Origin of the sequence: Pseudomonas sp. BE134 (assembly GCF_031456105.1) — a bacterium.
Lineage (GTDB): Bacteria > Pseudomonadota > Gammaproteobacteria > Pseudomonadales > Pseudomonadaceae > Aquipseudomonas.
Genome location: NZ_JAVDUA010000018.1, coordinates 115,693 through 142,578, shown reverse-complemented (window position 1 = coordinate 142,578; position 26,886 = coordinate 115,693). Strand labels below are relative to the sequence as shown.

Below are 26,886 nucleotides of genomic sequence, written 5' to 3'. Positions count from 1 at the left end.
GTCGGGTGGCATTCGCCCTCATGAAAAACCAGAGCGAATACCAGCCGAATTTACGGCTGCAGGGTTCCCCTGCAACATAGAATCTCCCACAGGGATCTTCATGCACCAAAGGAAATTGCTGAGCTGCAAAAAAACCACGGACTCCAGTCCCTTCTGAACCGCGCCGTCAGTCTTCCTGGGTGTACCGAGCCCGCATGTCATCGTGACTCACCGCGGTGGCTTGATCAAAACCGATCAGTCGCTCCCGGGCAGCAGCTTCAATCCGAAGCCCCTCAAGCTCATCGAGCATTTTCTGCTGCACATCGACGTCGATCTCAGCCTCCATACTCACCTATCCCTCACTATCGTGCGGCATGCACGCCTATGTGATCGCAAAATATTGCGTCGACGGAACATAGATCAAAGCCAGCAGACGAGAAACATAAGAAAAACCCAGACACAAAAAAGCCCCCGCCACCTTCACGGCAACGGGGGCTTTTTGTTGGGCTTACATTTCTACCTGAGTACCCAGCTCAATCACCCGGTTCAACGGCAGATTGAAGAACCGCAAATTGCCGTTAGCGTTCTTCAACATAAAGGCGAACAACCCTTCCCGCCAGCGCGCCATGCCTTCCAGCTTGGAGGCGATGACCGTCTCGCGGCTGAGGAAGTAGGTGGTGCGCATCGGGCTGAAGTCCAGGTCATCGAGATGACACAACTTCAGTGCTTGCGGCACGTCCGGTTCGTCGATGAAGCCGAAATGCAGGATCACCCGGAAGAAACCCTGGCCATGGGACTCCACCTCGAAGCGCCGGGTCGTGGGCACGCGCGGAATGTCTTCATACACCACGGTCAGCAGCACCACTTGCTCGTGCAGTACCTGGTTATGCAGCAGGTTGTGCAACAACGCGTGAGGCACGGCATCCGGGCGCGCGGTCAGGAACACGGCGGTGCCTTGTACGCGATGCGGTGGTTGCACGGCGATACTGCTGATGAAGATCGGCAGAGGCAGCCCGCCTTCGTCCATGCGCTCCACCAGTAGTTGCTTGCCGCGTTTCCAAGTGGTCATCAGCACGAACAGCGCGATACCGGCGATCACCGGGAAGGCGCCGCCCTGCACGATTTTCGGCACGTTGGCGGCGAAGTACAGACCGTCCACCAGCAGGAATCCGAGCAACACCGGCACGGCGAGGACCGGTGGCCATTTCCACAGCAGCAACATCACCGCCGACACCAGGATGGTGGTCATCAGCATTGTGCCCGTCACCGCCACGCCGTAGGCCGAGGCCAGGGCACCGGAGGATTCGAAGCCCAACACCAGCAGAATCACACCGACCATCAGCGCCCAGTTCACCGCGCCAATGTAGATCTGGCCTTGTTCGGCGCTGGAGGTGTGTCGAATGTGCATGCGCGGAATGTAGCCGAGCTGGATCGCCTGACGGGTCAGGGAGAATGCACCCGAAATCACCGCTTGCGAAGCAATCACCGTAGCCAGGGTCGACAACCCTACCAATGGAATCAACGCCCAGCTTGGCGCCAACAGATAGAACGGGTTACGCGCCGCTTCCGGGTCACCGAGCAACAGCGCGCCTTGGCCAAAGTAGTTCAGCACCAGCGCCGGCAGCACGAGGATGAACCAGGCGCGGGCAATCGGCTTGCGGCCGAAGTGGCCCATGTCGGCGTACAGCGCTTCGGCGCCGGTCAACGCCAGCACCACCGCACCGAGAATCGCCACGCCCATGCCCGGGTGCACGACGAAGAAACGCACGCCCCACACCGGGTTCATCGCTTGCAACACTTCCGGGTGCTGCATGATGCCGTAGACACCCAACGCGCCCAGCACCACAAACCAGGTGACCATGATCGGCCCGAACAGAATGCCGATGCGCGCAGTACCGTGGCTCTGGATCAGGAACAGCGCCACCAGTACGATCAGCGACAGTGGCACCACCCAATGGTCGATGCCATCAAAGGCCAGCCCCAGCCCTTCAATGGCCGAGAGCACGGAAATCGCCGGGGTGATCATGCTGTCGCCATAGAACAGCGCCGCACCGATCAACCCGCATACCACCAGCAACGTGCGCAGCTTCGGATGCCCCGCCGCCGCCCGTCTGGCCAGCGCGGTCAGGGCCATGATCCCGCCTTCGCCCTGGTTGTCGGCGCGCAGGACAAACATCATGTACTTGATCGAAACGACCCAGATCAGCGACCAGAAGATCAGCGCCAGTATCCCCAGCACGCCGTCATGGTTGACCGGTACGCCGTAGGCACCGGAAAACACTTCTTTGAGGGTGTACAGCGGGCTCGTGCCGATATCGCCATAAACCACCCCGACCGCCGCGACCAGCATGCCGATCGGCTTTGCCGCTGAATGCTCGGCACCCGCCGCCTGACTACTTGCCTGACCCATCCACCACTCCTGATTCCCAGACCCGGGCTTCTTTGAAAGAAGCACTATGCTTTGTCGTGCAGCATGCGTTTTCTTACTTTACGTTACAGACGTTTTGTTGACTGTAAAAAAACGGTAAAGCCTGACGGCGCGAAGCATAGCGCAGCACTCGTCGTATTTCCCTGCATAAAGCTGGTCAAGTGAGCGACTCATCGCTAGAATTGCGCACTTTTTGATCAGAGGCACGCAAAGTGCCCGTCTGTCGCCTTGCCGTTTTCGGCTGGAGGCGTCCCAAATACCGAGGTTAGACATGTCCACCACTCCTGCGCCGGCCAATCCAAAGGTTGGCTTCGTATCCCTGGGTTGCCCCAAAGCACTGGTCGACTCCGAGCGCATCCTTACCCAGCTGCGCATGGAAGGCTATGACGTTGTGTCCACCTATCAGGACGCTGACGTCGTGGTGGTCAACACCTGCGGTTTCATCGACTCGGCCAAGGCCGAATCCCTGGAAGTGATCGGCGAAGCCATCAAGGAAAACGGCAAGGTCATCGTGACCGGCTGCATGGGCGTCGAAGAAGGCAACATTCGTAACGTGCACCCAAGCGTGCTGGCCGTGACCGGTCCGCAGCAGTACGAGCAAGTGGTCAACGCCGTGCACGACGTCGTGCCGCCGCGTCAGGATCACAACCCGCTGATCGACCTGGTGCCACCGCAAGGCATCAAGCTGACCCCGCGCCATTACGCCTACCTGAAGATCTCCGAAGGCTGCAACCACAGCTGCAGCTTCTGCATCATCCCGTCGATGCGCGGCAAGCTGGTTAGCCGTCCGGTCGGTGATGTGCTCGACGAAGCCCAGCGCCTGGTCAAGGCCGGCGTCAAAGAGCTGTTGGTGATTTCCCAGGACACCAGCGCCTACGGCGTTGATGTGAAATATCGCACCGGTTTCTGGAACGGCGCGCCGGTGAAAACCCGCATGACCGAACTCTGCGAAGCCCTGAGCACGCTCGGCGTCTGGGTTCGCTTGCACTACGTTTACCCGTACCCGCACGTCGACGAGCTGATCCCATTGATGGCCGCCGGCAAAATTCTGCCGTACCTGGACATCCCGTTCCAGCACGCCAGCCCGAAAGTATTGAAGTCGATGAAACGCCCGGCCTTCGAAGACAAGACCCTGGCGCGGATCAAGAACTGGCGCGAAATCTGCCCGGACCTGATCATCCGTTCGACCTTCATCGTCGGCTTCCCCGGCGAAACCGAAGAAGACTTCCAGTACCTGCTGAACTGGCTGACCGAAGCCCAGCTCGACCGCGTCGGCTGCTTCCAGTACTCCCCGGTCGAAGGCGCACCCGCCAATGACCTGGACCTGGAGATCGTGCCGGACGACGTCAAGCAAGACCGTTGGGACCGCTTCATGGCGCACCAACAAGCTATCAGCTCGGCGCGCCTGCAAATGCGCATCGGCCGTGAAATCGAAGTGCTGGTGGACGAAGTCGACGAGCAAGGCGCGGTTGGCCGCTGCTTCTTCGATGCCCCGGAAATCGACGGTAACGTGTTCATCGACAACGGCAGCAACTTGAAGCCGGGCGACAAAGTCTGGTGCAAAGTGACCGATGCCGACGAATACGACCTGTGGGCTGAACAGATCTAGACGTAAAAAATACCAAAAGCCCCGCTCTCTTGACGAGATGCGGGGCTTTTTTACGTCTATCGTTTTGTGGGAAGGGACTCGCACAATCAATTGCACACAGGACACCCGGCCATGCGCCATCATTCGGTCATCCATACACCGAAACAAAGTGACTACGAAGAACTCGCTCGGGTCTGGGAAGCCTCGGTGCGCGCCACCCATGATTTTCTACCGAACAGCTACATCCTGTTGCTCAAGGACCTGGTGCTGACCCGTTACCTTGATGCCGTGATGCTGATTTGCACCAAAGACCCGCGCCAGCGCATCACCGGGTTCGCCGGGGTCGCCGCCGGCAAGGTCGAAATGCTCTTCATCGATCCGGCTCACCGTGGCCAGGGTCTGGGCAAACAGTTGCTAGGCTATGCCCTGGAACACATGAATGCAGATACGCTGGACGTGAACGAACAGAACTCACAAGCACTGGGGTTCTATTTCAAACAAGGCTTTGAAGTGATTGGCCGCTCGGAATTTGACGGCATGGGCCAGCCTTATCCGCTGTTGCACATGCGCTTGCGCCAAAGTCAGCAGGTCTCAAAGCACGGCTGACACAACACAGAACAAGTGTGGGAGCGGGCTTGCTCGCGAAAGGGCCATCACTTTCAACATCAATGTTGACTGATAAATCGCATTCGCGAGCAAGCCCGCTCCCACAAAAAGCCGAACCTCGCAAATGGAGCCGGGATTAACCGGCGCCAGGCAGGTACAATGCCCACCCCTTTTTTGTTACGGCCCTGTCATGACTGACCCGATTCGTCTCTCCAAACGCCTCATCGAACTCGTCGGCTGTTCCCGTCGGGAGGCTGAGCTGTTCATCGAGGGCGGCTGGGTGACCGTGGACGGTGAAGTCATCGACGAGCCGCAGTTCAAGGTCGACACGCAAAAAGTCGAACTCGATCCAGAGGCCAAGGCCACCGCACCGGAACCGGTGACCATTCTGTTGAACGTACCCGTGGGCATGGACGCGGAAACCGCCATGGCTACCCTGAGCGCCGAGACGCTGAGCGAAGAACACCGCTTCAGCAAACGCCCGCTCAAGGGCCACTTCCTGCGCCTGACCGCCAGCACCGACCTGCAGGCCAATGCCAGCGGTTTGCTCGTGTTCACCCAGGACTGGAAGATCCTGCGCAAACTCACCGCCGATGCCAGCAAGATCGAGCAAGAGTATGTGGTCGAGGTCGAAGGCGACATGGTGGCTCACGGCCTCAACCGCCTGAACCACGGCCTGACCTACAAGGGCAAGGAACTGCCGCCAGTCAAAGCCAGCTGGCAGAACGAAAACCGCCTGCGTTTTGCGATGAAGAACCCGCAACCGGGCGTGATCGCCCTGTTTTGCCAGGCCGTTGGCCTGAAGGTCGTCGCCATCCGCCGCATCCGCATCGGCGGCGTGTCCATCGGCAAAGTGCCGTTGGGGCAATGGCGCTACCTGTCCGGCAAAGAGAAGTTCTAAGGCTTCTCCCGCCGCCACACATTCCGGCGCCGCTGTTTGATGCGGCACCCACTGCTGAATATCAGGATTGCACACCATGATTCACAACGACGTATTGCGCAGCGTTCGCTACATGCTGGACATCAGCGACAAGAAAGTCATCGAGATCATCAAGCTCGGCGGCATGGACGTGACCCTCGCCGACCTGCTGACTTACCTCGACAAGAAAGAGGAAGACGAGGAAGGCTTCGTCCGCTGCCCGGACGATGTCATGGCGCACTTCCTCGATGGCCTGGTGATCTTCAAGCGCGGCAAGGACGAAAGCCGTCCCCCGCAGCCGATTGAAATCCCGGTGACCAACAACATCATCCTGAAAAAACTGCGCGTGGCCTTCGAATTGAAAGAAGACGACATGCACGCCATCCTCAAGGCTGCCGAGTTTCCGGTATCCAAGCCTGAGCTGAGCGCACTGTTCCGCAAGTTCGGCCACACCAACTACCGCACCTGCGGCGACCAGTTGCTGCGCAACTTCCTCAAAGGCCTGACCCTGCGCGTTCGCCCGCAGTAAGCCCCCGCCGCGGATCTACTCTGTAGGAGCTGTCGAGTGAAACGAGGCTGCGATCTTTTGATCTTTCGCTTGGAACTCAAGTGGACAAGAAAAGATCGCAGCCTCGTTTCACTCGACAGCTCCTACAGGGCCGAATGGCCCCCCATTCCTCGCAAAAATAGTGGCTCCGCTGACGGCGGCTGACGACTAGGGTGTATCAACCCTCAGCTCTCAGGATTCGCCATGCACCCCTACTTTTCCCTGCAAGGCCGCACCGCACTGGTGACCGGCGGCACCCGTGGTATCGGCAAAATGATCGCCAAGGCTTATGTCGAAGCCGGCGCAACCGTGTACGTCTGCGCCAGGGATGCTGAAGCCTGCCAGCAAACGGCTGACGAATTGAGCGCATTCGGGCATTGCCACGGAGTGGCGGCCAACCTGGCGACCGAAGAAGGCGTTCTTGAGCTAGCTATGCGTCTGGGCGAGCAGATCACTCATCTGGATATTCTGGTAAACAACGCTGGCACCACTTGGGGTGCGCCGCTGGAAAGCTACCCGATCAAAGGCTGGGAAAAGGTGATGCAGCTGAACGTGACGTCGGTGTTCAACTGCATTCAGCAGTTTTTGCCGCTGTTGCGAAAAGCCGGTTCAGAGGCGAATCCGGCGCGGATCATCAACATCGGCTCCGTAGCGGGGATTTCTTCCTTTGGTGAACAGGCGTATGCCTACGGCCCAAGTAAAGCTGCCTTACACCAATTGTCGCGGATTCTGGCGCGGGAGCTGGTGAGCCAGCACATCAACGTCAACGTGATTGCACCGGGACGTTTCCCGAGCAAGATGACCCAGCATATCGGCAATGATGAACAGGCGCTGGCGGACGACACGGCGTTGATTCCCATGAAGCGCTGGGGGCGGGAGGAAGAGATGGCTGCCTTGGCGATCAGCCTGGCGGGCACGGCCGGTGCGTATATGACAGGGAATATTATTCCTTTGGATGGTGGGTTCAGTCTCTGAGATCGGCGGCGCGGCCATCGCGAGCAGGCTCGCGCCCACACTGGATCTCCTGAGCACCATAGATCTACTGTGGGAGCGAGCCTGCTCGCGATGGCGGACTGACAGGCACCACCGATCCTGTGGCCGCTCGGGTTATCATGCCCACCCTCTCCCCCGCTTCGATCCAGACCATGACCTACAGCGTTTCCCCCATCGGCTTCGTGCGCTCCTGCTTCAAGGAGAAGTTCGCCATCCCGCGCCAGCCGCAACTGGCCCCGGCCGCTCGCGGTGTTCTGGAATTGGTCGCGCCGTTCGATCAGGGTGATGCGGTGCAGGGCCTGGAGCAGGTCAGTCACGTCTGGCTGCTGTTCCTGTTCCATCAGGCACTGGAAGAAAAACCTCGCCTGAAAGTCCGCCCGCCTCGCCTCGGCGGCAACAAAACCATGGGCGTGTTCGCCACCCGCGCCACGCATCGACCCAATGGCATCGGGCAATCCGTGGTCAAACTCGACAAGGTGGAAGCCAATCGCCTGTGGATATCCGGTATCGACCTGCTGGACGGCACGCCGATTCTCGACATCAAACCCTACGTACCTTATGCCGACATCATCGACAGCGCCTCCAACAGCATCGCCAGCGCCGCGCCACAGCTGATTCCCGTCCAGTGGACAGACTCAGCGCTGCAACAGGCTCATGGCCATGCTCAGCGCCTTGACGAACCCTTGGTGGCATTGATCGAGCAGTGTTTGGCACAAGATCCGCGCCCGGCTTACCAGACGCCTACGCCTGAACGGCAATATGGCGCGCAGTTCTGGGACCTGGATGTGCGTTGGCATTATCCAGAGGCCGGGATTATCCGAGTCCTTGAAGTCATTCCCGCAAAGGTCTGAATACCAGAAACAACTGTGGGAGCGAGCCTGATCGCGATGCGGTCTGTCAGCCAACATTGATGTCGACCGACACTCCGCCATCGCGAGCAGGCTCGCTCCCACAGGTAAATCAGAGTTGTTGCTTACTTCTCGACAAACGCACGCTCGATCAGGTAATCACCCGGCTCGCGCATCCGCGGCGAAACTTTCAGGCCGAAGCTGTTCAACACTTCGCTGGTCTCGTCGAGCATGCTCGGGCTGCCGCACAGCATGGCGCGGTCGTCCTGCGGGTTGATCGGAGGCAGGCCGATGTCGCTGAACAGTTTGCCGCTGCGCATCAGGTCGGTCAGGCGACCTTCGTTCTCGAACGGCTCGCGGGTCACGGTCGGGTAGTAGATCAACTTGTCACGCAAAGACTCGCCGAAGAACTCGTTCTGCGGCAAGTGCTCGGTGATGAACTCGCGGTAAGCGACTTCGTTGACGTAACGCACGCCGTGGCACAGGATCACTTTTTCGAAACGCTCGTAGGTTTCCGGGTCCTGGATGACGCTCATGAACGGCGCCAGACCGGTACCGGTGCTGAGCAGGTACAGATGTTTGCCAGGCTTCAAGTCATCCAGCACCAGCGTGCCGGTAGGCTTTTTGCTGATGATGATCTCGTCGCCTTCCTTCAGATGCTGCAGCTGGGAAGTCAGCGGGCCATCAGGCACCTTGATGCTGAAGAACTCGAGATGCTCTTCCCAGTTCGGGCTGGCAATCGAGTAAGCACGCATAAGCGGGCGGCCGTTGGGCTGTTGCAGGCCGATCATCACGAACTGACCGTTCTCGAAGCGCAGGCCCGGATCGCGGGTGCACTTGAAGCTGAACAGAGTGTCGTTCCAGTGATGAACACTGAGGACACGCTCGTGGTTCATGTTGCTCATGTACGTGGGACTCCTGGAGATTTTGCCTGCGCCATCGATGTGCGCAATTGCATCGCATTCTAAAGGCAGAGACAATATCTGTTAAATGGATTATTAAGATAAGGGTTATCGGTTATATAGATATGCGATTTACTCTCCGTCAACTTCAAGTATTCGTCGCCGTCGCCCAGCAGGAAAGCGTGTCCCGTGCTGCGGGCTTGCTCAACCTGTCGCAATCGGCGGCGAGCACCTCGATCACCGAACTGGAGCGCCAGTCCAGCTGCCAGCTGTTCGACCGCGCCGGCAAGCGGCTGAGCCTCAACGCCCTCGGCAAGCAGCTGCTGCCACAGGCCGTGGCACTGCTCGATCAGTCCAAGGAAATCGAAGACTTGCTCAACGGCAAAACCGGTTTCGGTTCGTTGGCGGTCGGCGCGACCCTGACTATCGGCAATTACCTGGCCACTCTGCTGATCGGCAGCTTCATGCAACGCCACCCGGAAAGCCAAGTGAAGCTGCACGTGCAGAACACGGCCAATATCGTGCAGCAAGTGGCCCACTATGAAATTGATCTGGGTCTAATCGAAGGCGATTGCAGCCATCCGGATATCGAAGTGCAGAGTTGGGTCGAGGATGAACTGGTGGTGTTTTGCGCGCCCCAGCATCCACTGGCCAAACGCGGTATCGCGACCATGGAGGAACTGAGTCACGAGGCGTGGATATTGCGAGAGCAAGGCTCTGGCACACGGCTGACCTTCGACCAGGCCATGCGCCACCATCACAGTGCGCTGAACATTCGCCTGGAGCTTGAACATACCGAAGCGATCAAGCGCGCCGTGGAGTCGGGACTGGGGATTGGTTGTATTTCGCGGCTGGCGCTACGCGATGCCATTCGCCGTGGCAGCCTGGTCCCGGTGGAGACCCCGGACCTGGACCTGGCGCGGCAATTCTATTTCATCTGGCACAAACAGAAATATCAGACATCGGCGATGCGCGAATTCCTCGACCTGTGCCGCGCGTTCACCGCAGGGGTCCAGCGCAGCGACGAGATCGTTCTGCCGAACATTGCTTAAAGCAGGATGACGGCCCACACCAGCGCGATCATGGTCAACGCCACGAATTGAGCAGCGCTGCCCATGTCCTTGGCGTTCTTGGACAGCGGGTGCAACTCGAGGGAAATGCGATCGATGGCCGCTTCTACTGCCGAGTTCAGCAGCTCGACGATCAGTGCCAACAGGCAGACGGCAATCAGCAACGCCTGCTCGACGCGGCTGACGTTCAAGAAGAACGAAATCGGAATCAGGATGACGTTGAGCAACACCAGTTGCCGAAAAGCCGCTTCACCGGTGAAAGCGGCGCGCAGGCCATCCAGCGAATATCCGGAGGCGTTGAGGATGCGTTTTAGGCCGGTTTGGCCTTTGAAAGGAGACATAGAGTAGGCAACTGATCGAATAGAAGTGGGAACGCTAGATGAAGCAAGGTTAAAAAAGCGTGAACAGGTAGCCGTTTAGTGGCTCGGAATTGACTCAAGTTGTTGCAAGAGCAACGCTGCCTGAGTCCGGGTCCGCACATTCAGTTTGCGAAAGATCGCCGTGACGTGGGCCTTGATCGTGGCTTCGGAGACGCTCAGCTCGTAAGCGATCTGTTTGTTTAGCAACCCTTCACAGACCATGGTCAACACCCTGAATTGCTGAGGCGTCAGGCTCGCAAGACCTTCACTGGCAGCCTTGGCTTCATCGGAAACGCTGACCGCTTCAAACGCCTGCGGAGGCCAGAATACATCTCCGTTGAGCACCGCGCGTACGGCTTTCTGGATAACACTCAGGTCGCTGGATTTTGGAATGAATCCACTGGCACCGAATTCACGGGACTTGACCATGATCGACGCTTCTTCTTGCGCGGACACCATCACCACTGGAATTTGCGGGTATTGACCGCGCAACAGCACGAGCCCGGAAAAACCGTAGGCACCCGGCATGTTCAGGTCCAGCAGCACCAGATCCCAATCGGACTTTTCACCCAGACGGGCTTCCAGCTCGGCAATGCTCGCCACTTCCACCAGCCGTACATCCGGGCCCAGGCCCAGGGTCACGGCTTGGTGCAGCGCGCTACGAAAAAGCGGGTGATCGTCGGCAATCAGGATTTCGTATGTGGCCATTTTTCAAATGATCCTGTTTTTCAAACAACTCTAGGCACAGCCACGGAGCTGAACCAACAGGGCACGCTCAACGCCAATCAAAAAAACAGCGTCTCAAACCTGGCCGCGCCCTAATCGGCGCCAAGCATGCCCAGCGAAACCGGGGTGGTCAAGGTGCATGGGGAGTACAGTTCTTTGCAGTATGGGCGACAATCAGCAGATGACCGGGGCCGAGCTTTGCACGAAGGGCATCAGTTCGGCGTGAGCGGGGGTTGCAATGTCCATGTCCAGCTGATGTTTTGCGTCGAGGTAGTGCTGGCTGAACACATCAAAATAAGCGTCCAGTGCCGATGCTGCCGCCGTATCACCCGCCAGATCGAGACACAGTGCGGCTACTTCAGCCGTGCACAAATGCTCGCTACGGGTCGACCTGCGCAACCGGTATCGCGACAGCTTTTCGGGCAGCAGGCTCAGGATCGGCAAACGATCAAAATAGGGGCTTTTGCGAAAAATCTTTCGGGCTTCTGTCCAGGTGGCGTCCAGCAGTATGAACAGCGGGCGCTTGGAACTGTCCGTGTCGACGCTGTTGGTGACACGCTCCGGTTCGACGTACTCACCCGGAAACACCAGATACGGCTGCCACTGCGGGTCGGCCAGCAGGGCCAGCAGTTGTTCATCAACCTCTTTACGCGACCAGATAAACGCATGGTTGTCGCGCACCACATCGGCAATCAGCCAGCCGGTGTTACTCGGCTTGAACACTTCCTTGTTGGTCATGATCAGGCACACGCCCGAGCGCGCCTCGACTTGCGGGCGCCAGGCGCACAGGCAATGGCTTTCGATCACGCGGCAGGCACGACAACGCGGCGCCCTCCAGCCTCGGGCCTGAATCGGCTTGATACCCTCTTCCTCTCGCGCATCGCGCAAGCGGGCCACGGCATTTGGAGCAAAGGGTGGAGTGGAAGGGTTCATCGCAGGCAACGCCGGCAGGAGAGGAAAATCGACACGAAAAGCACTCGGCAGGGCAAAAAGTGGCGCCAGTTTATCAGAGGCGCCAGCGCAAGCCTGTACCGTCCGGAACGCGTCCCCTATAATTCGCCGCCACTGAACGCACAGTCATGTGACGGGTCGAAGCACCAGTCACTGAACCAGGAGAGTTTCATGCTGCGCCTTATCGTTCCCACCGCTGCCATTTTGCTGGCGTTGTCCTTCAGCGCTCAGGCTGCGTCCTTGAGTGAGCAGAATCTCAACAGAGAGCTGCAAAACGTCGCCTCACAAAGCAGTGTTGGCACTCCACGGGCGATCAACGAAGACATTCTTGATCAGGGCTACACCGTCGAAGGCAAAACGCTGATCAACCACCTGAGCGTACAGAGCAGCCACGCCAACAAGATGCGTGCTGATCCGAAAGCCGTGTATTTCCAGCTTGGCGCCTCCGTTTGCAACAACCCGTCGTTCCGCAAACTGATGGCCAAGGGCGCGATCATGCGTTATGACTTCACGGAAGTGAAAACCAACAAGGCGGTCGGCTCCGCTAGCTATCAGGAATCGGACTGCCCGAAAGCGGCTCCGACCAAGAAAAAGTAATCATTCGGAATTGGCGCGCCGCTGTTCATCCTCGGCGCGCAGCTCTGCCAGCAATGCCTGCAAGTAACTTGATCGCCGCTTAGTCTCCTCCAGGCGTCGGCAGCACTCCTCTTCGAGACTCAGATGATGGGTCTCGGCTGATGACTTGAGCAATCGATACAGTTGCGTATCGATCTCCAGAATGACTCTGGTCATAACGTCCCGCCTCCTTGCTCCTCGCCCTGCTTGAGCGAAAAATCCTTCAACTTCTTGAACCGCGCGCCCTGCCTTTGACGCAAAGTTGTCGTGTCATACCTGTAGCTTAGTAAATCAGAGCACCGGGCACTCGGACTGAGTTCAGACGAGCGGTGAAATCACCTTGCAAGTCGGCAATAAGCGGTTGCCAGGAAAGACTTTGCGGCGCAATGATCGAGGCAGCGAAAATCACTGCGAGGGTCTAGATTCATAGTGTTCCCATTCAATTCCGGGCTGGAAAGGGGCCGCCCGCGACGCGTCTTGTTGTGCAAATGTTTCCTTCATCCAAGGGAAAACAGAGCCAGTATGGAAGGAGAAATTGATGCCTTACCAACCGAATGACCTGCTAAGCCGTCATTTTGAAGAAAGCGGCCACGACCTCACCAGCAAGGTCGAAGAACAACTCAACCTGGTTTCACCCAACAGTCCCAATATCCCTATCTACCGCGACATGATCCTGACTGTGCTGCGCATGGCCCAGGAAGATCACAACCGCTGGAATGCCAAGATCACCCTTCAAGCGCTGCGCGAACTGGAGCACGCCTTCCGTGTGCTCGAACAGTTCCGCGGCCGGCGCAAAGTCACCGTGTTTGGCTCGGCCCGAACACCGATCGAACACCCGCTGTATGGACTGGCCCGAGAACTGGGCGCTGCGCTCGCGCGCTCGGACCTGATGGTCATCACTGGCGCGGGCGGCGGCATTATGGCGGCCGCGCACGAAGGGGCCGGCAGGGAGCACAGCCTGGGCTTCAACATCACCCTGCCCTTCGAGCAGCATGCCAACCCCACCGTGCAAGGCACCGCCAATCTGCTGCCCTTCCACTTCTTTTTTACCCGCAAGCTGTTCTTTGTCAAGAAGCCGATGCACTGGTCCTGTGCCCCGGTGGTTTCGGCACCCTGGATGAGGCACTGGAAGTGCTGACTCTGATTCAGACCGGCAAAAGCCCGTTGGTCCCGGTGGTATTGCTGGACGCGCCGGGCGGTAAGTTCTGGCAAGGTGCGCTGGACTTCATTCACCATCAACTGGAGGAAAATCGCTACATCCTGCCGACCGACATGAAACTCGTGAGCCTGGTCTACACCGCCGAAGAAGCGGTGGAGCAGATCAACCAGTTCTACAGTAACTTCCACTCCAGCCGCTGGCTCAAGCATCAGTTCGTGATTCGCATGAACCACGCACTCAGCGAGCATGCGCTCGAACACATGCAGGAGGCATTTGCCGACCTGTGCCTGAGCGATAGTTTTCATCAGCACGCCTACAGCGGCGAGGAGCATGACGAAGCGCAGTTCAGCCACCTGGCGCGACTGGCCTTCAACTTCAACGCCCGTGATCATGGTCGACTGCGCGAACTGGTGGACTACATCAACCTGCCGGAAAACCGGGCCCACTCCAAACCCTTGGCGCAACAGCGGACGCGCAAGCCCTCCAGGGTGACCTGAGGCAAAAAAATGGCTCGCTATCGAAATAGCGAGCCACTTTTTATCAATCATCCATTCCCCGGCCACTAAACAAGCGACCGATCATCTCCATGGAATATCCCCGATAACTCAGGAACCGGCCCTGTTTGGCGCGCTCCCGAGCGTCTATCGGTAGATGCCCGGAAAATTTACGCCGCCATGTATCCTCCAGTTGTTCCTGCCAGTTGATACCGCTTTCGCGTAACGCGAGTTCAATATCAGTACGTTGCAGGCCGCGCTGGCCAAGCTCCTCGCGAATACGCAAAGGGCCATAACCGGAACGGGCGCGGTAGGAAACAAAACTTTCGAGGTAACGGGATTCGGACAGCAGCCCCTCTTCCGTCAAGCGGTCGAGTGCGGTGTCGATCATTTCAGGGAGGGCGCCGCGCTGACGCAGTTTACGCGTCAGCTCGACCCGACCGTGCTCGCGTCGTGCGAGCAGGTCCATTGCGGTTCGCCGCACCGCGACGAGTGTATCGAGTACGGCGGTCATCGGATCAATCAGATATCAGCGTCAGCCAGGTCATCAGCAGTCTCTTTGACTGGCGATGCTTTGACGTCCGGCGCCGGGGTCAGCAACTTGTCACGCAGTTGCTTCTCAAGCGTCGCGGCGATTTCCGGGTTGTCCGCCAGGAACTTGGCCGAGTTGGCCTTGCCCTGACCGATCTTGGTGCCGTTATAGGCATACCAGGCACCGGATTTCTCCACGAAACCGTGCAGAACACCCAGGTCGATCATCTCGCCATTGAGGTAGATGCCTTTGCCGTAAAGGATCTGGAACTCGGCCTGGCGGAACGGCGAAGCCACTTTGTTCTTCACGACTTTGACGCGGGTTTCACTACCGACGACTTCATCACCTTCTTTCACCGCGCCAGTACGACGGATGTCCAGACGAACCGAAGCGTAGAACTTCAGCGCGTTACCACCGGTGGTGGTTTCCGGGCTGCCGAACATCACGCCGATTTTCATGCGGATCTGGTTGATGAAGATTACCAGGCAGTTGGCGTTCTTGATGTTACCGGTGATTTTACGCAGCGCCTGGGACATCAGACGGGCTTGCAGGCCGACGTGCATGTCGCCCATTTCGCCTTCGATTTCGGCCTTTGGCACCAGAGCGGCCACGGAGTCGACGATGATCACGTCAACGGCGTTGGAACGCACCAGCATGTCGGTGATTTCCAGAGCCTGTTCACCGGTGTCCGGCTGGGAAACCAGCAGGTCGTCGACGTTGACGCCCAGCTTGCCGGCGTACTCAGGATCAAGGGCGTGTTCGGCATCGACGAATGCGCAGGTCGCGCCGGCTTTTTGAGCCTGGGCGATCACGGACAGGGTCAGTGTGGTTTTACCGGAGGATTCAGGACCGTAGATTTCAACGATACGGCCTTTTGGCAGACCGCCAATGCCAAGCGCGATGTCCAGACCCAGAGAGCCAGTGGAGATAGCCGGGATCGCCTGACGGTCCTGATCGCCCATACGCATTACGGCACCCTTGCCGAATTGACGTTCGATCTGACCCAGGGCCGCAGCCAAGGCTTTCTTCTTGTTGTCGTCCATTAAAGTCCTCACGTAATCAATAAGGCCTGACGGCCAACACCTGTATAAGTAGCCAGTATTATTCCACAGCGTTTCAGGATCGCCTACCCCTGATTTGAGATTTCTGCGGCAGCATGGCGCAGCAGCCCCTCTAGCGCGGCCTTCACCGTTTGTCGGCGGACCTCATCGCGATTACCGGCGAAGTGTTGTTCTTCGCTGAACATCCGCTCGCCAACGCCCCAGGCCAGCCAGACCGTGCCCACCGGTTTACTCGGAGAACCGCCATCCGGCCCCGCCACACCACTGACCGCCACGGCAAAATGCGCCCGGCTCTTTTTCTGAGCACCCCGCACCATCGCCTCGACCACCTCGCGACTGACCGCGCCCACGGTCGAAAACAACTCGGCCGGAACGTTCAATTGCTCGGTTTTCTGCCGGTTGGAGTAAGTGACATAACCGACCTCGAACCACGCCGAACTCCCCGGGATGCGAGTGATCGCCTCTGAGATGCCGCCGCCGGTGCAGGACTCGGCCGCCGTAACGTGGGCATTGAGAACCTGCAAGCGCCTGCCCAGTTCAGCGGCCAGTTGGGTGATTTCTTTCACGGTCATCTCCTGAGAAAACGGAAGTGGAATTAGAACTACCGTACACGAGCGTATCGCGCTTGCAAGGCGCAGGATCAATCAAAATGTGAGGGTGTGAGGGCTCTGATACGGGCCTGACAAGCCTGCAAGGCAATCAGTCCGCGTTCGGCGACTCCCGCTCACTGTTGATCAGAACGAGAATCGCGCGACGGCACTTCGCAAACACCAATCCGCTTGGCAGCCCAGCGCTCATAAAGCCCGATGGCGACATCTGCCCCGGCCATGGCGGTGAGGCATCCAAATGCCCCTGCGGCCCAGATCGACATGCCAGCGGCATACAGCAGCATGATGGCCGAAATCCCGCAGATCATGCAGGCTCCAGAACGCAAGGCCAGCCGCCGCAGGAGTGACCAGCCGCGAGCACCGTCCTTGTCGGCACGCCACATTTCGCCAGACACCCCGCCCACCAGAGCAAGGACAATGACGAGCCAGCTCGGCATGTCCAGCAACACTTGTTGCTCGATCGTCATATCTCGCCTCCTGGTGTGAGTGATAAGGGGTTCTTTCAAACGGAGAATATGCATGGATGCATATACAGTCAATGCGCAAATGCATTGACTTAAAAAACAACAATGCACTGACGCATAACAAACACCGTAAACAAAGGTGCCGACGATTTTCTACAGGCGAAAAAAAACCGCTGGATGGCGGTTTTTATCTGAACACGACAAGGCTAGCGGGCGTACATGCCCCACCAAAAAACGTGCCCCAGAATGACGATCTGCTCTTCCTGGATTTCCTGGAAGGTGTAGTCCTCGTCCGGGTGCTCATCGCGGTTGAAGCTGCGCAGGCGGATCCCGGACGGCAGGCGATAAAGCTGTTTCACCCGCAATTGACCATTGTGGTTGATCGCATACAGGTCGCCATCAACGATGTCGCCAATCCCGCACTTGCCGGCGTTCACACCAACGGTTGCGCCATCGCGCAACACCGGCAACATGCTGTTGCCACGCACCGTCACGCATTTGGCCTGATCAAATTGCACGCCATTGTGGCGCAAGCTGCGCTTGCCGAAGCGCAGGCTAGAGCGCTCGCTTTCTTCAATGACGAATCTTCCCGATCCCGCAGCCAATTCAACCTCGCGAAGAAAGGGGACCGACACCTCATCGTCATCGACGGGTGTATCGTCGTCCCACAGACTTATATCCTTGAGTTCGGAATGCACTGCGTCGCGCGCCCTGTCGACGCTCATCGACACATCCGCGCGGCCACGCAACTGATCGGTGCTTACGGCGAAGTACTCAGCGATCTTCGAAATGTGTTTATCCGAAGGATCGACGATCTTTCCGCCGAGAATCCGCGACAGTGTGGATTGAGGCACGCCGGTACGACGGTGAAGCTCCGTGGGGGAGATCCCGTGTTGATCGAGCAGTGCTCTTAAGACGGTAGAAACATTGCGTTTTTGCATCACCGAATACTGCGTGTTCTTTTTGTCGAAAACAATGCTGTTTTGCATATTCAGTGCATAGCCAGCAGAAATGTGCCGCAGGGCTTTCATGCCTGCGTCGGGCGGACCGCCCATGGTAATCTTGCGCCCATTGCGGAAAAGCCGGGCCACTGCCTAATGCTGATCAGTTAAGCCATAACGCTGTCCGTAGCAGCTGGCGAAGCCTGCGTTCGGCTGCGCAGCAGTCGTGAAATCAGGCGATGCGGTGTTTCAGAAAGTCCGCAAACTCAGGTTTTACGACTGCTGCGCAGCCGAACGCAGGCTTCGCCAGCTGCTACGGGTCGTGTAATGGCTTAACTGATCGGCATTAGGGCCACTGCCCCTCCTTTGCCCTACACCTTTCAACGAGTTTTCCTGAATTTCCGATGAATAAAGCCATCTCCGATCTGTCTTCCCACACGCCAATGATGCAGCAGTACTGGCGCCTGAAGAACCAGCACCCTGACCAGCTGATGTTCTACCGCATGGGCGATTTCTACGAGATCTTCTATGAAGACGCGAAGAAAGCCGCCAAGTTGCTGGACATCACCCTGACCGCCCGTGGGCAGTCGGCGGGCCAGGCGATTCCGATGTGCGGGATTCCTTACCACGCGGCGGAAGGCTACCTGGCGAAACTGGTCAAGCTCGGCGAGTCGGTGGTGATTTGTGAGCAGGTAGGTGATCCGGCGACCAGTAAAGGGCCGGTGGATCGCCAGGTGGTGCGAATCATCACGCCGGGCACGGTCAGTGATGAAGCACTGCTGGATGAGCGCCGTGACAACCTGATCGCAGCAGTGCTGGGTGACGAGCGTCTGTTCGGCCTGGCCGTGCTGGACATCACCAGCGGCAACTTCACGGTACTGGAAATCAAAGGCTGGGAAAACCTGCTGGCGGAACTGGAGCGGGTCAACCCGGTCGAGCTGATGATTCCGGATGACTGGCCCAAGGACCTGCCGGCGGAAAAACGTCGTGGGGTTCGTCGCCGCGCACCGTGGGATTTCGAACGCGACTCGGCACTGAAAAGTCTGTGCCAACAGTTTTCTACCCAGGACCTGAAAGGCTTTGGCTGTGAGAACCTGACCCTGGCCATTGGCGCCGCCGGTTGCCTGCTCAGCTACGCCAAGGAAACCCAGCGCACCGCCCTGCCGCACTTGCGCAGCCTGCGTCATGAGCGTCTGGATGACACCGTGGTGCTGGACGGCGCCAGCCGTCGCAACCTGGAACTGGACACCAACCTGGCCGGTGGTCGCGACAATACCCTGCAATCGGTGGTCGATCGCTGCCAGACCGCCATGGGCAGCCGTTTGCTGACCCGTTGGTTGAACCGTCCGCTGCGGGATCTGACCGTACTGCTGGCACGCCAGACTTCGATCACGTGCCTGCTCGACGGCTACCGCTTCGAGAAACTGCAACCGCAACTCAAGGAAATCGGCGACATCGAGCGGATTCTGGCGCGGATCGGCCTGCGCAACGCCCGCCCTCGCGACCTCGCTCGTCTGCGCGATGCACTGGGTGCGTTGCCTGAGTTGCAAGTGGCGATGACTGAGCTTGAAGCACCTCACATCATTCAACTGGCCAAGGTCACCAACACCTATCCGGAACTGGCTGCGCTGCTGGAAAAAGCCATTATCGACAATCCGCCAGCGGTAATCCGCGACGGCGGTGTATTGAAAACCGGTTACGACAGTGAACTCGACGATCTGCAATCGCTCAGCGAAAACGCCGGGCAGTTCCTGATTGATCTGGAAGCTCGCGAAAAAGCGCGCACCGGTCTGTCGCACCTGAAAGTCGGGTACAACCGCATTCACGGTTACTTCATCGAGTTGCCGAGCAAACAGGCTGAGTCCGCGCCCGCAGACTACATCCGCCGCCAGACGTTGAAAGGCGCCGAGCGTTTCATCACCCCGGAACTCAAGGCGTTCGAAGACAAGGCATTGTCGGCCAAGAGCCGTGCGTTGGCCCGCGAGAAAATGCTCTACGAAGCGCTGCTTGAAGACCTGATCAGCCAATTGCCTCCGCTGCAGGACACCGCCGCCGCGCTGGCCGAGCTGGACGTTTTGAGCAACCTGGCCGAGCGCGCCCTGAACCTCGACTTGAACTGCCCGCGTTTCGTCAGCGAGCCCTGCATGCGCATCACCCAGGGCCGTCACCCGGTGGTCGAGCAAGTGCTGAGCACGCCGTTCGTGGCCAACGACCTTAGCCTCGACGACAATACGCGGATGCTGGTGATCACCGGCCCGAACATGGGCGGTAAATCCACCTACATGCGTCAAACCGCATTGATCGTTTTGCTCGCGCATATCGGCAGCTTCGTGCCGGCGGCCAGTTGTGAACTGTCCCTGGTGGACCGGATTTTCACCCGGATCGGCTCCAGCGATGACCTGGCGGGCGGGCGTTCGACCTTCATGGTTGAAATGAGCGAAACCGCGAACATTTTGCACAATGCTACCGAACGCAGCCTGGTGCTGATGGACGAAGTCGGCCGTGGCACCAGCACCTTCGATGGCCTGTCCCTGGCTTGGGCCGCTGCCGAACGACTGGCACATCTTCGCGCCTACACGCTGTTTGCCACCCACTACTTTGAGCTGACGGTGCTACCGGAGGCGCAACCGCTGGTGGCCAACGTTCACCTCAATGCCACCGAGCACAACGAACGCATCGTGTTCCTGCACCACGTGCTGCCCGGCCCTGCCAGCCAGAGCTACGGCCTGGCAGTAGCGCAATTGGCCGGTGTGCCGAGCGAAGTGATCGTGCGTGCGCGTGAGCATCTCGGTCGACTGGAAGCCACCGCCCTGCCCCATGAAGTTCCTGTGCCAGCCAAGGGCAAACCGGCCGCGCCACAGCAAAGCGACATGTTCGCCAGCCTGCCGCATCCGGTACTGGATGACCTGGCCAGGCTGGATCTGGACGACATGACGCCACGTCGTGCACTCGAAATGCTCTATACACTAAAGAACCGGATCTAACGCACTTGCCTACAAGCTGTTAGAATCTCGCGCGGTTTGGGATGCTGCTGGCTAATAGCCTGACCAGCAGACTATCGCTCCCAAACCTGGCGACCCCAACGTGAAGGGGCTCCGCTGCCGCCGCCTGAGGAGAAAATTAGAAATGACCTTCGTCGTCACCGACAACTGCATCAAGTGCAAGTACACCGACTGCGTAGAAGTGTGTCCGGTGGACTGCTTTTACGAAGGCCCGAACTTCCTGGTGATTCACCCGGATGAGTGCATCGACTGCGCACTGTGCGAACCAGAATGCCCTGCCGTGGCCATCTTCTCCGAAGATGAAGTTCCGGAAGGTATGCAGGAATTCATTCAGCTGAACGTTGAACTGGCCGAAATCTGGCCCAACATCACTGAGAAGAAAGAATCGATGCCGGACGCTGAAGAGTGGGATGGCGTCAAAGGCAAAATCAAAGACCTCGAACGCTGATTTCCCGCGCGTTCCCGAAAAGGCCCCTCGCGGGCCTTTTTGCTTTTCCTGAGGCAAAAAAAGGGGCGGTTTGACCCGCCCACATTTTTTCCCTATTCCCTGTGTTCCTTTGCATCGTCCTGATGAATCGCTTCCTGCGATGTCCGCTCCCCTCGTCCTTGAAGGGCGTGTCTGTCCATCGACACCGTTCAGATACTAGACTGTTCCCTACCCAGAGCAATTGGCCCGGGTCGTCAAAAACAAGAGTCCTTGGTTTTTCATGAATTTTAATATTAATAAAAATCATAGGGATAGCATGTAGCGGCGTAGGAAGATGTACGACTAGCCTCCTGGAAAAATAGTGAACACTTACGAAAGAGTAAGCGAAGACTTACAACGCAAGACTACAAACCTGCGGTAATCCCCACTCACTTTACAGGCAATAAAAAACCCCGAACCAAGCGGGGTCTTTTACTACCGGTTGAGCTTGTTGCTTATTGAAACAGCGACTCGCTCGACAGGCCGTTCTTCTCGAGAATCTCCCGAAGACGCTTCAGGCCTTCCACCTGAATCTGTCTGACCCGTTCCCGGGTCAGGCCGATTTCCAGGCCTACGTCTTCAAGTGTGCTGCTCTCGTGTCCGCGCAAGCCGAAGCGGCGTACTACCACTTCACGTTGTTTGTCCGTCAACTCCGACAGCCATTGATCGATGCTCTGGGACAGGTCGTCATCCTGAAGCAGCTCACAGGGGTCGGTTGGACGATCATCAGTCAGGGTGTCCAGCAGGGTTTTATCCGAATCCGGACCCAGCGAGACGTCGACCGAAGAAACCCGCTCATTCAAGCCGAGCATGCGCTTGACCTCTCCCACCGGTTTTTCCAGCAGGTTGGCGATTTCTTCGGGGGAGGGTTCGTGATCGAGTTTTTGCGTCAGCTCCCGTGCAGCCCGAAGGTACACGTTAAGCTCCTTGACCACATGGATCGGCAACCGGATGGTCCGGGTCTGATTCATGATCGCGCGCTCGATGGTCTGACGAATCCACCAGGTTGCGTAGGTCGAAAAGCGGAAGCCGCGTTCAGGGTCGAATTTCTCTACTGCCCGGATCAAGCCGAGGTTGCCCTCTTCGATCAGGTCCAGCAGCGACAGCCCGCGATTGACGTAACGACGGGCGATTTTCACCACCAGTCGCAAGTTGCTTTCAATCATGCGCTTGCGCCCGGCCGGATCGCCACTTTGCGACAGACGCGCAAAATGAACTTCTTCTTCCGGGGAGAGCAGTGGGGAAAAGCCGATTTCATTGAGGTACAGCTGCGTGGCATCAAGTGCCCGCGTGTAATCGATGTACTTGTGTTGCTTTAGCGAAGCGGAGTGTTTGGATTTGGCACGAACGGAAGAAGGTGGAGCCGCCCCTTCATCATTCGACATCGAATCCGTCTCGATACCGGCCTCCATCAGGAGAACCTCATCGTCGATGTCAAACTCCGGCACTTCTTTACTGAGAGCCATTGTTATAGTCCTTTGGTGAGTTCGACCTCAAGCTCAAGCGACGCCTTTATCCTTGGCAACGCTGGAGCTTGTTCCCTCTACGTGACGGAACAAGCTGGCTAACAAATCAACGACGTGGCAGGAATTGCAGCGGATCTACAGGTTTACCTTGACGGCGAATCTCAAAATGCAGTTTCACCCGGTCTGTACCCGTTGACCCCATTTCGGCAATTGTCTGTCCGACTTTGACCTGCTGCCCCTCCCGAACCAAAAGCCTGCGGTTATGTCCGTAGGCGCTGACGTAGGTTTCGCTGTGTTTGATGATGACTAATTCGCCGTAGCCCCTTAAGCCACTCCCGGCGTATACCACCGTCCCATCAGACGCAGCTAAAACAGGCTGTCCCAAATCTCCGGCGATATCAATTCCTTTATTCAAACTACCGTTTGATGAGAACTTTCCAATCAAAATGCCATTAGATGGCCATCCCCAGCCGGTCGGGGCTGGACCCGCAGGCGGCAATGGAGCAGGGGCCGGCTTGCTGGCGACGGACGGTGTAACCGCCTCTGTACTCGTGGTTGCGCCATTGGGCTGGCGCCGGATTACCGTGGTTTTCAGTGAAGACGAAGGCGTCGAACCGGACGCATTGGACACCGCTGTCGGCGTTGATCCGGTGCGGCCATCGAAGCGAATTACCTGACCCGGACGGATCGTATAGGGCGCAGGAATGTTGTTGCGTGCGGCGAGGGCTTTGTAGTCCCAGCCGTAGCGAAAAGCGATCGAGAACAGGGTGTCTTTTGGTCGAACGACATACTGACCTGTGGTCACTGCCGGACGTTGCGGCGCAGCCTTGCTTTGATCGACGCCGCCAGTGCTACTCGATTTGGTGCTGGAGCAACCAACCAGCAAGGTGCTCAAGACAAGGCCAGTCACCAGGCGCTGAAAGCTCGTTGTACTCATACGCTGCGCAATGACTGTGAGACTCACCCGCCGCTCCCTATGTGGTGGCTGAAATTGTGGATTGCCGAGTTCCGGCTCGAGATGTCGCAAGTATAACGGGCCGAACAGGCTTTACCTTTAATGAAGCTGAATCGCTCCGCGCACACGTTTGCCTACTGACGATAAATACCGTTTAACCAATCGCTGCCGCTGTAAGACACGGCCGATCGAAGAGAATTCAGCGCGTAAAAACAAATGCTCAGGCCAGTGGCCCGTTGAGCAAGGGCACGAAACGCACAGCCCCCAGCACACGTCGGGAAAAGCCTTGTTCTTCGCGGATGATCAGCATCAATTGCTGCACCTCGCCGGAGCCGACCGGGATCACCAGTCGCCCCCCCGGAGCCAACTGATCGAGCAATGCCTGAGGTACATCAGTGGCCACTGCCGTGACGATGATGCCGTTGTAAGGCGCCAAGGCTGGCCAGCCCTCCCAACCATCACCCCAACGAAACACCACGTTACGCAGGTTCAGCTCCACCAGGCGTTCCTTGGCCCGGTCCTGCAAAACCTTGATGCGCTCCACGGAAAATACCCGCTCGACCAGCTGTGACAGTACGGCCGTCTGGTAACCCGAGCCGGTGCCAATCTCCATCACCTTGTCCAAGGGACCAGCCTCCAGCAGCAACTCGCTCATGCGAGCCACCATGTAAGGCTGGGAAATGGTCTGGTTGTGCCCGATCGGCAACGCCGTGTCTTCGTAGGCGCGATGAGCCAGCGCCTCGTCAACGAAAAGATGACGTGGTGTCCGGCGAATGACTTCCAGCACCTTGGCATTGGAAACGCCCTCTTCATACAGTCGCTGAATAAGGCGCTCGCGGGTCCGTTGAGAGGTCATGCCGATACCTCGGCGCAGCATATCGTCTTGTTCACGCGTCATTAACGCAGCCCCTCGAGCCAGCCATCGAGACTTCTGAAGGCATCATTGAAGGTGCGATCCAGTTGCAGCGGAGTGATTGAAACATAACCCTGCATAACCGCGTGGAAATCGGTGCCCGGGCCGCCATCTTCAGCATCCCCGGCGGCGGCGATCCAGTATCCGGATTTGCCGCGCGGGTCGACCACTTTCATCGGCGCCGCAGCGCGTGCTCGATGCCCGAGGCGGGTCAGCTGAATACCGCGTATATGGTCCAGCGGCAAGTTGGGAATGTTCACATTCAGCACCGTGCGCGGCGGCAGGTCGAGATCGCCATGGGCTTCGACCAGCTTGCGTGCAAAGTAGGCGGCTGTGGGAAGGTTCTCTACTTGTCGTGAGGCCAACGAAAAGGCAAACGAAGGACGTCCAAGGAAGCGCCCTTCGAGGGCGGCTGCCACAGTGCCGGAATACAACACGTCATCGCCCAGGTTAGCGCCCAGGTTGATCCCCGAAACGACCATGTCCGGCTCGCGCTCCAGCAAGCCGTTCAGGCCCAAATGCACGCAGTCGGTGGGGGTGCCGTTCAGGCTGATGAAGCCATTGGCCAGGGTTTGCGGGTGCAACGGACGGTCGAGCGTCAGCGAGCTGCTGGCGCCGCTTTTGTCCTGGTCCGGGGCGATAACCACACACTCGGTGTAATCCGCCAGCGCAGCAAAAAGCGCGGCGAGACCGGGTGCGGTTACCCCATCGTCGTTAGAAATCAGAATACGCATGGGCTGTCCGTCTGCCCCACCGGCACCAGATCAACAAGCTCGCGCACCAATGCGGTGGCAAAGCATCCGGCCGGCAGGACGAATTCCAGTTGCAGAATGTCAGGCTCGGGATAATGCCACGTCAACCCACCAATGGGCAGTCGCAGGATGCGACGTTCGTGACTCATACCGGCGTTAATCAACCAATCACGCAAGTCCGCTTCGCGAGCGGCGATGTCCTGTTCCAGTACATGGACAACGCCGGTCGCTGGCGAGTCACCTTCGCCCCACTGGGGGCCGGTCGGGTGCAGGTCGAGAATCGCCAGTCGCGGGTCACTGCACTCCGCTTCACCGGCCGGAAAAAAACTGCGGCTATCGGTGAAGGCCAACAGATCGCCGACCTGGGCTTGCTGCCAGGTACCGTCGGCGACACGCGCCGCCAACACCTGATTGAACAGAAAACTGCGCGCCGTGGAGAGCAGCCGCGAACGCACGTTGCGCTGCTCCGGCAACGCTTTGCGCGCCGCCCAGGCACGGGCATCGACGACGTTACCGCCGTCAAAGCCGAAACGCTGGGCGCCGAAATAATTGGGAATACCTAGCTTGGCGATCAATTGAAGCCGCGCTTCGATCGCCGTCTTGTCACCAGCGAATTGCGTCAGGCGCAAGGTGAAACCATTGGCCGAGTGAGCACCGCGTTGCAGCTTGCGCTTGTGGCGACCGGTCTTGAGGATTTTCAGCGTGTCGTTTTCCGCCACCGACAGATCCGGGTCAGCCTTGCCCGGCAGTTGCACGCTGAACCATTGGCGCGTCAGCGCCTGACGATCCTTGAGCCCGGCATAACTGACCGTGCGCAACGGCACGCCCGCCGCCTTGGCGATCCGCCGTGCCGCTTCCTCGGTATTGAGACCGCGCTTTTCCACCCAGATCCACAAATGCTCGCCATCACCGCTGAGGGGAATGTTGAGCACTTCATCGACCTGAAAATCTTCTGCCGTGGCTTTCAGAACAGCGGTGCCAAGCGGCTCGCCATAGGCCCGCGGGCCAAGCAATTGCAATTCGTTCATGCGCGCAGCAACAAGGCAACGGAGTGCACGGCAATGCCTTCTTCGCGACCGACAAAGCCAAGCTTTTCGGTGGTGGTAGCTTTCACGTTCACTTGATCCAACTCAATTTGAAGATCCGCGGCAATCAGCGCGCGCATCGATTCGATATGCGGGGCCATTTTCGGCGCCTGGGCGACGATGGTGTTATCGACGTTGCCGACTTTCCAGCCTTTGGCGTGAATCAGCGCGACAACGTGGCGCAGCAACCCACGGCTGTCAGCACCCTTGAATGTCGGATCGGTGTCCGGGAAATGTTTGCCGATATCACCCAACGCGGCCGCGCCGAGCAAGGCATCGCTCAAGGCGTGTAGCAGGACGTCACCGTCGGAGTGAGCGAGCAGCCCGAAGCCGTGTGCAATGCGCACGCCGCCCAGAGTAATGAAATCGCCTTCAGCGAAACGGTGCACATCATAGCCGTGGCCAATACGCATAAAAAAACGCCCCGATTTTTGTCAGGGCGTGATTCTACCTGCTT

Annotated in this window: 28 protein-coding genes and 1 pseudogene; 11 read left to right on the top strand and 18 right to left on the bottom strand. The window is 58.3% G+C overall.

Annotated elements, in window-relative coordinates; all coding sequences use genetic code 11:
- Window positions 1-166 precede the first annotated feature (166 nt).
- Together J2Y56_RS16715 and J2Y56_RS16710 are read right to left on the bottom strand one after the other, a co-directional pair.
- Complete coding sequence (locus tag J2Y56_RS16715) at window positions 167-325, bottom strand: hypothetical protein (protein ID WP_310351452.1); 159 nt, start codon at window positions 323-325, stop codon at window positions 167-169.
- A gap of 162 nt (window positions 326-487) precedes the next feature.
- Window positions 488-2,389, bottom strand: a complete 1,902-nt coding sequence (locus J2Y56_RS16710; RefSeq protein ID WP_007947191.1) for a potassium transporter Kup — start codon at window positions 2,387-2,389, stop codon at window positions 488-490.
- Between the two features lie 289 nt (window positions 2,390-2,678).
- Here J2Y56_RS16710 and rimO point away from each other — a divergent pair, with 289 nt between their 5' ends.
- From rimO to tsaA, 6 genes are all read left to right on the top strand, one after another.
- A complete protein-coding gene (gene rimO, locus J2Y56_RS16705; protein WP_007947190.1) occupies window positions 2,679-4,016 on the top strand; it encodes a 30S ribosomal protein S12 methylthiotransferase RimO in 1,338 nt (445 codons plus the stop codon).
- A gap of 111 nt (window positions 4,017-4,127) precedes the next feature.
- On the top strand, window positions 4,128-4,601 hold the full coding sequence (locus tag J2Y56_RS16700; protein WP_007947189.1) for a GNAT family N-acetyltransferase: 474 nt from the start codon (window positions 4,128-4,130) through the stop codon (window positions 4,599-4,601).
- Window positions 4,602-4,791: 190 nt separating this feature from the next.
- Window positions 4,792-5,502, top strand: coding sequence for an rRNA pseudouridine synthase (locus J2Y56_RS16695; protein WP_007947188.1), 711 nt, complete (start codon window positions 4,792-4,794; stop codon window positions 5,500-5,502).
- Between the two features lie 76 nt (window positions 5,503-5,578).
- Window positions 5,579-6,049 (top strand): DUF1456 family protein, encoded by a 471-nt coding sequence (locus J2Y56_RS16690; protein ID WP_223512306.1) that lies wholly within the window; start codon window positions 5,579-5,581, stop codon window positions 6,047-6,049.
- Between the two features lie 222 nt (window positions 6,050-6,271).
- The gene (locus J2Y56_RS16685; protein ID WP_310351446.1) at window positions 6,272-7,042 is read left to right on the top strand and encodes an SDR family oxidoreductase; all 771 of its coding nucleotides are present in this window, start codon (window positions 6,272-6,274) and stop codon (window positions 7,040-7,042) included.
- A 170-nt stretch (window positions 7,043-7,212) separates the two neighbouring features.
- On the top strand, window positions 7,213-7,911 hold the full coding sequence (tsaA, locus tag J2Y56_RS16680; protein WP_310351460.1) for a tRNA (N6-threonylcarbamoyladenosine(37)-N6)-methyltransferase TrmO: 699 nt from the start codon (window positions 7,213-7,215) through the stop codon (window positions 7,909-7,911).
- A gap of 122 nt (window positions 7,912-8,033) precedes the next feature.
- On the opposite strand, the gene fpr is transcribed toward tsaA, so the two are convergent.
- Window positions 8,034-8,813, bottom strand: coding sequence for a ferredoxin-NADP reductase (fpr, locus tag J2Y56_RS16675; protein WP_007947184.1), 780 nt, complete (start codon window positions 8,811-8,813; stop codon window positions 8,034-8,036).
- Between the two features lie 122 nt (window positions 8,814-8,935).
- Between fpr and J2Y56_RS16670 the strand changes: the two genes are divergently transcribed.
- Entirely contained in the window at window positions 8,936-9,862 is a 927-nt protein-coding gene (locus J2Y56_RS16670; protein ID WP_007947183.1) for a LysR family transcriptional regulator, read from the top strand.
- On the opposite strand, the gene J2Y56_RS16665 is transcribed toward J2Y56_RS16670, so the two are convergent.
- From J2Y56_RS16665 to J2Y56_RS16655, 3 genes are all read right to left on the bottom strand, one after another.
- Window positions 9,859-10,221 carry a diacylglycerol kinase gene (locus J2Y56_RS16665; RefSeq protein WP_007947182.1) on the bottom strand — a complete coding sequence of 121 codons (363 nt, stop codon included), beginning with the start codon at window positions 10,219-10,221 and terminating at the stop codon, window positions 9,859-9,861. The genes J2Y56_RS16670 and J2Y56_RS16665 overlap by 4 nt on opposite strands.
- 75 nt (window positions 10,222-10,296) lie before the next feature.
- Entirely contained in the window at window positions 10,297-10,947 is a 651-nt protein-coding gene (gene erdR, locus J2Y56_RS16660) for a response regulator transcription factor ErdR (protein WP_007947181.1), read from the bottom strand.
- Between the two features lie 192 nt (window positions 10,948-11,139).
- Window positions 11,140-11,898: a tRNA-uridine aminocarboxypropyltransferase gene (locus J2Y56_RS16655; protein ID WP_007947180.1), complete on the bottom strand. Its 759-nt coding sequence runs from the start codon at window positions 11,896-11,898 to the stop codon at window positions 11,140-11,142.
- 189 nt (window positions 11,899-12,087) lie between these two features.
- Here J2Y56_RS16655 and J2Y56_RS16650 point away from each other — a divergent pair, with 189 nt between their 5' ends.
- Entirely contained in the window at window positions 12,088-12,513 is a 426-nt protein-coding gene (locus tag J2Y56_RS16650) for a PA3611 family quorum-sensing-regulated virulence factor (RefSeq protein ID WP_007947179.1), read from the top strand.
- Here J2Y56_RS16650 and J2Y56_RS16645 read toward each other — a convergent pair whose 3' ends face one another.
- Complete coding sequence (locus J2Y56_RS16645; protein WP_007947178.1) at window positions 12,514-12,708, bottom strand: hypothetical protein; 195 nt, start codon at window positions 12,706-12,708, stop codon at window positions 12,514-12,516. It lies immediately after the preceding gene.
- A 361-nt stretch (window positions 12,709-13,069) separates the two neighbouring features.
- Here J2Y56_RS16645 and J2Y56_RS16640 point away from each other — a divergent pair.
- Window positions 13,070-14,187: pseudogene (locus tag J2Y56_RS16640) on the top strand (TIGR00730 family Rossman fold protein).
- A 43-nt stretch (window positions 14,188-14,230) separates the two neighbouring features.
- Here J2Y56_RS16640 and recX read toward each other — a convergent pair.
- The 5 genes from recX to J2Y56_RS16615 form a co-directional block, all read right to left on the bottom strand.
- Window positions 14,231-14,698: a recombination regulator RecX gene (recX, locus tag J2Y56_RS16635; RefSeq protein WP_007947176.1), complete on the bottom strand. Its 468-nt coding sequence runs from the start codon at window positions 14,696-14,698 to the stop codon at window positions 14,231-14,233.
- 8 nt (window positions 14,699-14,706) lie between these two features.
- Window positions 14,707-15,759 carry a recombinase RecA gene (gene recA, locus J2Y56_RS16630; protein WP_007947175.1) on the bottom strand — a complete coding sequence of 351 codons (1,053 nt, stop codon included), beginning with the start codon at window positions 15,757-15,759 and terminating at the stop codon, window positions 14,707-14,709.
- A gap of 83 nt (window positions 15,760-15,842) precedes the next feature.
- Window positions 15,843-16,343 (bottom strand): CinA family protein, encoded by a 501-nt coding sequence (locus tag J2Y56_RS16625; protein ID WP_007947173.1) that lies wholly within the window; start codon window positions 16,341-16,343, stop codon window positions 15,843-15,845.
- Between the two features lie 158 nt (window positions 16,344-16,501).
- Window positions 16,502-16,852, bottom strand: coding sequence for a phage holin family protein (locus J2Y56_RS16620; RefSeq protein WP_007947172.1), 351 nt, complete (start codon window positions 16,850-16,852; stop codon window positions 16,502-16,504).
- Window positions 16,853-17,055: 203 nt separating this feature from the next.
- The gene (locus J2Y56_RS16615; protein WP_310337694.1) at window positions 17,056-17,790 is read right to left on the bottom strand and encodes a S24 family peptidase; all 735 of its coding nucleotides are present in this window, start codon (window positions 17,788-17,790) and stop codon (window positions 17,056-17,058) included.
- Between the two features lie 416 nt (window positions 17,791-18,206).
- On the opposite strand from J2Y56_RS16615, the gene mutS reads away from it, so the two are divergent.
- Both mutS and fdxA read left to right on the top strand, forming a co-directional pair.
- Entirely contained in the window at window positions 18,207-20,774 is a 2,568-nt protein-coding gene (gene mutS / locus J2Y56_RS16610) for a DNA mismatch repair protein MutS (protein WP_310351457.1), read from the top strand.
- Between the two features lie 142 nt (window positions 20,775-20,916).
- Entirely contained in the window at window positions 20,917-21,240 is a 324-nt protein-coding gene (fdxA, locus tag J2Y56_RS16605; protein ID WP_007949364.1) for a ferredoxin FdxA, read from the top strand.
- 473 nt (window positions 21,241-21,713) lie between these two features.
- Here the strand turns inward: fdxA and rpoS are convergent, their stop codons facing one another.
- The 6 genes from rpoS to ispF all read right to left on the bottom strand — a co-directional run bounded on the left by rpoS (window position 21,714) and on the right by ispF (window position 26,842).
- Complete coding sequence (gene rpoS / locus J2Y56_RS16600) at window positions 21,714-22,724, bottom strand: RNA polymerase sigma factor RpoS (RefSeq protein ID WP_007949363.1); 1,011 nt, start codon at window positions 22,722-22,724, stop codon at window positions 21,714-21,716.
- Between the two features lie 106 nt (window positions 22,725-22,830).
- Window positions 22,831-23,688 (bottom strand): peptidoglycan DD-metalloendopeptidase family protein, encoded by an 858-nt coding sequence (locus J2Y56_RS16595; protein ID WP_007949362.1) that lies wholly within the window; start codon window positions 23,686-23,688, stop codon window positions 22,831-22,833.
- A 211-nt stretch (window positions 23,689-23,899) separates the two neighbouring features.
- Window positions 23,900-24,535, bottom strand: coding sequence for a protein-L-isoaspartate(D-aspartate) O-methyltransferase (locus J2Y56_RS16590; protein ID WP_172901226.1), 636 nt, complete (start codon window positions 24,533-24,535; stop codon window positions 23,900-23,902).
- Between the two features lie 41 nt (window positions 24,536-24,576).
- Entirely contained in the window at window positions 24,577-25,326 is a 750-nt protein-coding gene (gene surE, locus J2Y56_RS16585; RefSeq protein WP_007949360.1) for a 5'/3'-nucleotidase SurE, read from the bottom strand.
- Complete coding sequence (gene truD / locus J2Y56_RS16580) at window positions 25,314-26,372, bottom strand: tRNA pseudouridine(13) synthase TruD (RefSeq protein WP_310351439.1); 1,059 nt, start codon at window positions 26,370-26,372, stop codon at window positions 25,314-25,316. Before truD ends, surE begins: the two co-directional genes overlap by 13 nt.
- The gene (gene ispF, locus J2Y56_RS16575; RefSeq protein ID WP_310351436.1) at window positions 26,369-26,842 is read right to left on the bottom strand and encodes a 2-C-methyl-D-erythritol 2,4-cyclodiphosphate synthase; all 474 of its coding nucleotides are present in this window, start codon (window positions 26,840-26,842) and stop codon (window positions 26,369-26,371) included. The genes truD and ispF overlap by 4 nt, the downstream gene beginning before the upstream one ends.
- Between the last annotated feature and the right edge of the window lie 44 nt (window positions 26,843-26,886).

Excerpts from the sequence above, each read along its gene's own strand:
- J2Y56_RS16715 (WP_310351452.1), bottom strand. The coding sequence starts at position 325 with ATGGAGGCTGAGATCGACGTCGATGTGCAGCAGAAAATGCTCGATGAG.
- J2Y56_RS16710 (WP_007947191.1), bottom strand. The coding sequence starts at position 2,389 with ATGGGTCAGGCAAGTAGTCAGGCGGCGGGTGCCGAGCATTCAGCGGCA.
- rimO (WP_007947190.1), top strand. The coding sequence starts at position 2,679 with ATGTCCACCACTCCTGCGCCGGCCAATCCAAAGGTTGGCTTCGTATCC.
- J2Y56_RS16700 (WP_007947189.1), top strand. The coding sequence starts at position 4,128 with ATGCGCCATCATTCGGTCATCCATACACCGAAACAAAGTGACTACGAA.
- J2Y56_RS16695 (WP_007947188.1), top strand. The coding sequence starts at position 4,792 with ATGACTGACCCGATTCGTCTCTCCAAACGCCTCATCGAACTCGTCGGC.
- J2Y56_RS16690 (WP_223512306.1), top strand. The coding sequence starts at position 5,579 with ATGATTCACAACGACGTATTGCGCAGCGTTCGCTACATGCTGGACATC.
- J2Y56_RS16685 (WP_310351446.1), top strand. The coding sequence starts at position 6,272 with ATGCACCCCTACTTTTCCCTGCAAGGCCGCACCGCACTGGTGACCGGC.
- tsaA (WP_310351460.1), top strand. The coding sequence starts at position 7,213 with ATGACCTACAGCGTTTCCCCCATCGGCTTCGTGCGCTCCTGCTTCAAG.
- fpr (WP_007947184.1), bottom strand. The coding sequence starts at position 8,813 with ATGAGCAACATGAACCACGAGCGTGTCCTCAGTGTTCATCACTGGAAC.
- J2Y56_RS16670 (WP_007947183.1), top strand. The coding sequence starts at position 8,936 with ATGCGATTTACTCTCCGTCAACTTCAAGTATTCGTCGCCGTCGCCCAG.
- J2Y56_RS16665 (WP_007947182.1), bottom strand. The coding sequence starts at position 10,221 with ATGTCTCCTTTCAAAGGCCAAACCGGCCTAAAACGCATCCTCAACGCC.
- erdR (WP_007947181.1), bottom strand. The coding sequence starts at position 10,947 with ATGGCCACATACGAAATCCTGATTGCCGACGATCACCCGCTTTTTCGT.
- J2Y56_RS16655 (WP_007947180.1), bottom strand. The coding sequence starts at position 11,898 with ATGAACCCTTCCACTCCACCCTTTGCTCCAAATGCCGTGGCCCGCTTG.
- J2Y56_RS16650 (WP_007947179.1), top strand. The coding sequence starts at position 12,088 with ATGCTGCGCCTTATCGTTCCCACCGCTGCCATTTTGCTGGCGTTGTCC.
- J2Y56_RS16645 (WP_007947178.1), bottom strand. The coding sequence starts at position 12,708 with ATGACCAGAGTCATTCTGGAGATCGATACGCAACTGTATCGATTGCTC.
- recX (WP_007947176.1), bottom strand. The coding sequence starts at position 14,698 with ATGACCGCCGTACTCGATACACTCGTCGCGGTGCGGCGAACCGCAATG.
- recA (WP_007947175.1), bottom strand. The coding sequence starts at position 15,759 with ATGGACGACAACAAGAAGAAAGCCTTGGCTGCGGCCCTGGGTCAGATC.
- J2Y56_RS16620 (WP_007947172.1), bottom strand. The coding sequence starts at position 16,852 with ATGACGATCGAGCAACAAGTGTTGCTGGACATGCCGAGCTGGCTCGTC.
- J2Y56_RS16615 (WP_310337694.1), bottom strand. The coding sequence starts at position 17,790 with ATGCAAAAACGCAATGTTTCTACCGTCTTAAGAGCACTGCTCGATCAA.
- fdxA (WP_007949364.1), top strand. The coding sequence starts at position 20,917 with ATGACCTTCGTCGTCACCGACAACTGCATCAAGTGCAAGTACACCGAC.
- rpoS (WP_007949363.1), bottom strand. The coding sequence starts at position 22,724 with ATGGCTCTCAGTAAAGAAGTGCCGGAGTTTGACATCGACGATGAGGTT.
- J2Y56_RS16590 (WP_172901226.1), bottom strand. The coding sequence starts at position 24,535 with ATGACCTCTCAACGGACCCGCGAGCGCCTTATTCAGCGACTGTATGAA.
- surE (WP_007949360.1), bottom strand. The coding sequence starts at position 25,326 with ATGCGTATTCTGATTTCTAACGACGATGGGGTAACCGCACCCGGTCTC.
- truD (WP_310351439.1), bottom strand. The coding sequence starts at position 26,372 with ATGAACGAATTGCAATTGCTTGGCCCGCGGGCCTATGGCGAGCCGCTT.
- ispF (WP_310351436.1), bottom strand. The coding sequence starts at position 26,842 with ATGCGTATTGGCCACGGCTATGATGTGCACCGTTTCGCTGAAGGCGAT.